Source organism: Micromonospora sp. H33, assembly GCF_052068455.1.
Taxonomy (GTDB): Bacteria; Actinomycetota; Actinomycetes; order Mycobacteriales; family Micromonosporaceae; genus Micromonospora.
In genome coordinates this window covers 1-5395 of sequence record NZ_JBQHDE010000031.1, presented here as the reverse complement: position 1 = coordinate 5395, position 5395 = coordinate 1, and the positions used below count along the sequence as shown (strand labels likewise).

At 58.6% G+C, this 5395-nt stretch carries 3 rRNA genes; all 3 read left to right on the top strand.

Annotation, left to right across the window (positions count from 1 at the left end):
* The first annotated feature begins 185 nt into the window (after positions 1 to 185).
* The 3 genes from ACTMS0_RS29035 (at position 186) to rrf (ending at position 5394) form a co-directional block, all read left to right on the top strand.
* Positions 186 to 1701, top strand: a 16S ribosomal RNA gene (locus ACTMS0_RS29035).
* A 382-nt stretch (positions 1702 to 2083) separates the two neighbouring features.
* A 23S ribosomal RNA gene (locus ACTMS0_RS29030) occupies positions 2084 to 5196 on the top strand.
* Positions 5197 to 5277: 81 nt separating this feature from the next.
* Positions 5278 to 5394: ribosomal RNA gene (rrf, locus tag ACTMS0_RS29025) — 5S ribosomal RNA — on the top strand.
* The 16S, 23S and 5S rRNA genes sit together here, the layout of an rRNA operon.
* The last annotated feature ends 1 nt before the right edge of the window (position 5395 follow it).

Genomic DNA, 5395 nt, shown 5'->3' with positions numbered 1-5395 from the left:
GCCCCGGATGGGGCCCACGTGGTGGGTTTCCGGATGGTGTGTGGTTGTTCTTTGAGAACTCAACAGGGTGCTTGATAAGCCAGTGCCAAATTGATTTATACCCTGGACTGGTCAGGCTTTCGGGTTTGGCTGGTTTGGATTCCTTTGGCAACACATGTTGTCGGGATGACTGTTTCAACAGGTTTTTGTTGGAGAGTTTGATCCTGGCTCAGGACGAACGCTGGCGGCGTGCTTAACACATGCAAGTCGAGCGGAAAGGCCCTTCGGGGTACTCGAGCGGCGAACGGGTGAGTAACACGTGAGCAACCTGCCCTAGGCTTTGGGATAACCCCGGGAAACCGGGGCTAATACCGGATAGGACCTCTGGACGCATGTCTGGGGGTGGAAAGTTTTTCGGCCTGGGATGGGCTCGCGGCCTATCAGCTTGTTGGTGGGGTGATGGCCTACCAAGGCGACGACGGGTAGCCGGCCTGAGAGGGCGACCGGCCACACTGGGACTGAGACACGGCCCAGACTCCTACGGGAGGCAGCAGTGGGGAATATTGCACAATGGGCGGAAGCCTGATGCAGCGACGCCGCGTGAGGGATGACGGCCTTCGGGTTGTAAACCTCTTTCAGCAGGGACGAAGCGTAAGTGACGGTACCTGCAGAAGAAGCGCCGGCCAACTACGTGCCAGCAGCCGCGGTAAGACGTAGGGCGCGAGCGTTGTCCGGATTTATTGGGCGTAAAGAGCTCGTAGGCGGCTTGTCGCGTCGACTGTGAAAACCCGCGGCTCAACCGCGGGCCTGCAGTCGATACGGGCAGGCTAGAGTTCGGTAGGGGAGACTGGAATTCCTGGTGTAGCGGTGAAATGCGCAGATATCAGGAGGAACACCGGTGGCGAAGGCGGGTCTCTGGGCCGATACTGACGCTGAGGAGCGAAAGCGTGGGGAGCGAACAGGATTAGATACCCTGGTAGTCCACGCTGTAAACGTTGGGCGCTAGGTGTGGGGGGCCTCTCCGGTTCCCTGTGCCGCAGCTAACGCATTAAGCGCCCCGCCTGGGGAGTACGGCCGCAAGGCTAAAACTCAAAGGAATTGACGGGGGCCCGCACAAGCGGCGGAGCATGCGGATTAATTCGATGCAACGCGAAGAACCTTACCTGGGTTTGACATGGCCGCAAAACCGGCAGAGATGTCGGGTCCTTCGGGGGCGGTCACAGGTGGTGCATGGCTGTCGTCAGCTCGTGTCGTGAGATGTTGGGTTAAGTCCCGCAACGAGCGCAACCCTCGTTCGATGTTGCCAGCGCGTTATGGCGGGGACTCATCGAAGACTGCCGGGGTCAACTCGGAGGAAGGTGGGGATGACGTCAAGTCATCATGCCCCTTATGTCCAGGGCTTCACGCATGCTACAATGGCCGGTACAATGGGCTGCGATACCGTGAGGTGGAGCGAATCCCAAAAAGCCGGTCTCAGTTCGGATCGGGGTCTGCAACTCGACCCCGTGAAGTCGGAGTCGCTAGTAATCGCAGATCAGCAACGCTGCGGTGAATACGTTCCCGGGCCTTGTACACACCGCCCGTCACGTCACGAAAGTCGGCAACACCCGAAGCCGGTGGCCCAACCCGTAAGGGAGGGAGCCGTCGAAGGTGGGGCTGGCGATTGGGACGAAGTCGTAACAAGGTAGCCGTACCGGAAGGTGCGGCTGGATCACCTCCTTTCTAAGGAGCACCTTCACCTGAAAGGGTGTAAGGAGCCCGCGGCCCGCGGATGTCGGGTCGGGGTGCTCGATGGCGGAGACACTGGCGAGTTTTTCCTCGGCAACGGCCGGGTTCCTTCTAGTACGGCCAGCCTTCGGGTTGGTGTGGAACGAAGTCCTGGTGCGGCTGGGGGAGGATGTAAAGCACCCTGTTGGGTCCTGAAGGAACAACCCGTGGGTTGTCTCTTTCAGAACCATGACCCCGCCTGTGGGTGGGGGACGGTTGCCAGGCATGGCCTGGCCTCGCAAACCGGGTTCCCGGGTGGGAGCGGTAGGTGTGGGGCGGATCGGGTTGTGGGTTGGTCGTTTGTTGAGAATTGCACAGTGGACGCGAGCATCTTTGTGGTCAAGTTGTCAAGGGCGAACGGTGAATGCCTTGGCACCAGGAGCCGATGAAGGACGTGGGAGGCCGCGATAGGCCTGGGGGAGCTGTCAACCAAGCTGTGATCCCAGGGTGTCCGAATGGGGGAACCCGGCACCAGTCATGTGGTGTCACCTGCACCTGAACACATAGGGTGTATGGAGGGAACGCGGGGAAGTGAAACATCTCAGTACCCGTAGGAAGAGAAAACAAGAGTGATTCCGTGAGTAGTGGCGAGCGAAAGCGGATTGAGGCTAAACCGGCTGCGTGTGATACCTGTCAGGGGTTGCGTGGTTGGGGTTGTGGGACCTTGCTCGACGAGCTGACACTTGTCGGAGGAGTTACAAAGCCAGTTGCTAGCCGAACAGTCTGGAATGGCTGACCGTAGGCGGTGAAAGTCCGGTAGGTGAAAGTGGCTGGTCTCCTGTGAGTGTTCCCGAGTAGCGGCGGACTCCTGAAATCTGCCGTGAATCTGCCAGGACCACCTGGTAAGCCTAAATACTCCCTGGTGACCGATAGCGGACGAGTACCGTGAGGGAATGGTGAAAAGTACCCCGGGAGGGGAGTGAAATAGTACCTGAAACCGTTCGCCTACAATCCGTCGGAGCCTTTAGGGGTGACGGCGTGCCTTTTGAAGAATGAGCCTGCGAGTTAGTGGCATGTGGCGAGGTTAACCCGTGTGGGGGAGCCGTAGCGAAAGCGAGTCTGAATAGGGCGATTCAGTCGCGTGTCCTAGACCCGAAGCGGAGTGATCTAGCCATGGGCAGGCTGAAGCGCGGGTAAGACCGCGTGGAGGGCCGAACCCACCAACGTTGAAAAGTTGGGGGATGACCTGTGGTTAGGGGTGAAAGGCCAATCAAACTCCGTGATAGCTGGTTCTCCCCGAAATGCATTTAGGTGCAGCGTCGCGTGTTTCTTGCCGGAGGTAGAGCACTGGATGGTCTAGGGGGCCCACAAGCTTACCGAAATCAGCCAAACTCCGAATGCCGGTAAGTGAGAGCGCGGCAGTGAGACTGCGGGGGATAAGCTTCGTAGTCGAGAGGGAAACAGCCCAGATCACCAGCTAAGGCCCCTAAGCGTGTGCTAAGTGGAAAAGGATGTGGGGTCGCATAGACAACCAGGAGGTTGGCTTAGAAGCAGCCACCCTTTAAAGAGTGCGTAATAGCTCACTGGTCAAGTGGTTCCGCGCCGACAATGTAGCGGGGCTCAAGCACACCGCCGAAGCTGTGGCACTCACACAAGAACTTCGCCGGCGCCTTTCGGGGTGTTGGTGCAGGTGTGTGGGTGGGTAGGGGAGCGTCGTGCCGGGGGTGAAGCAGCGGGGTGACCCAGTTGTGGACGCGGCACGAGTGAGAATGCAGGCATGAGTAGCGAAAGAAGGGTGAGAAACCCTTCCGCCGGATGACCAAGGGTTCCAGGGCCAGGCTAATCCGCCCTGGGTGAGTCGGGACCTAAGGCGAGGCCGAGAGGCGTAGTCGATGGACAACGGGTTGATATTCCCGTACCCGCGAAGGAGCGACCCTGACGAACCTCGTTGTGCTAACCACCCGAACTGCCGGCGGTCTTCGGACCAATGGTGGGGAGCGTGGGAACCTGGCGGGTAGTAGTCAAGCGATGGGGTGACGCAGGAAGGTAGCTGAGCCCGGCCGGTGGTTGTGCCGGGGTAAGCGTGTAGGCCGTGCTGTAGGCAAATCCGCAGCACACATAGGCTGAGACGTGATGCCGAGCCGATTCAGGTGAAGTCAGTGATCCTATGCTGCCGAGAAAAGCCTCTAGCGAGTTCCGAGCGGCCCGTACCCCAAACCGACACAGGTGGTCAGGTAGAGAATACCGAGGCGACGGGCGAACTGTGGTTAAGGAACTCGGCAAATTGCCCCCGTAACTTAGGGAGAAGGGGGGCCGGAGACGTGAAGCCCCGCGCGGGTGGAGCGTTGTATGGCCGCAGAGAGCAGGGGGAAGCGACTGTTTACTAAAAACACAGGTCCATGCGAAGAAGTAATTCGATGTATATGGACTGACGCCTGCCCGGTGCTGGAACGTTAAGGGGACCTGTTAGCTCTTTCGGGGGCGAAGCGGAGAACTTAAGCGCCAGTAAACGGCGGTGGTAACTATAACCATCCTAAGGTAGCGAAATTCCTTGTCGGGTAAGTTCCGACCTGCACGAATGGCGTAACGACTTCCCCACTGTCTCAACCACAGGCCCGGCGAAATTGCACTACGAGTAAAGATGCTCGTTACGCGCGGCAGGACGGAAAGACCCCGGGACCTTTACTATAGCTTGACATTGGTATCTGAATTAGCTTGTGTAGGATAGGTGGGAGCCGGTGAAACTCGCACGCCAGTGCGGGTGGAGGCAATCTTGAAATACCACTCTGGTTGGTTTGGGTATCTAACTTCGGACCGTTATCCGGTTCAGGGACAGTGTCTGGTGGGTAGTTTAACTGGGGCGGTTGCCTCCTAAAGGGTAACGGAGGCGCCCAAAGGTTCCCTCAGCCTGGTTGGCAATCAGGTGTTGAGTGCAAGTGCACAAGGGAGCTTGACTGTGAGACTGACAGGTCGAGCAGGGACGAAAGTCGGGACTAGTGATCCGGCACTGGCATGTGGAAGCGGTGTCGCTCAACGGATAAAAGGTACCCCGGGGATAACAGGCTGATCTTCCCCAAGAGTCCATATCGACGGGATGGTTTGGCACCTCGATGTCGGCTCGTCGCATCCTGGGGCTGTAGCAGGTCCCAAGGGTTGGGCTGTTCGCCCATTAAAGCGGTACGCGAGCTGGGTTTAGAACGTCGTGAGACAGTTCGGTCCCTATCCGCCGCGCGCGTAGGATACTTGAGAAGGGCTGTCCCTAGTACGAGAGGACCGGGACGGACGAACCTCTGGTGTGCCAGTTGTCCCGCCAGGGGCACGGCTGGTTAGCTACGTTCGGAAGGGATAACCGCTGAAAGCATCTAAGCGGGAAGCCTGCTTCAAGATGAGGTATCCCACCACCTTCGGGTGGGTAAGGCCCCCAGCTAGACGACTGGGTTGATAGGCCGGAAATGTAAGCCCGGTAACGGGTTCAGTTGACCGGTACTAATAGGCCGAGGACTTGACTACTAAGCTGCTACGCGTCCACTGTGCAACTCCCGACAAACGAACAACCAACCCGTTGGGTGTTGTTTGACATGTCGATAGAGTTACGGCGGTCATGGCGGAGGGGAAACGCCCGGTAACATTCCGAACCCGGAAGCTAAGCCCTCCAGCGCCGATGGTACTGCACTCGGGAGGGTGTGGGAGAGTAGGACACCGCCGGACA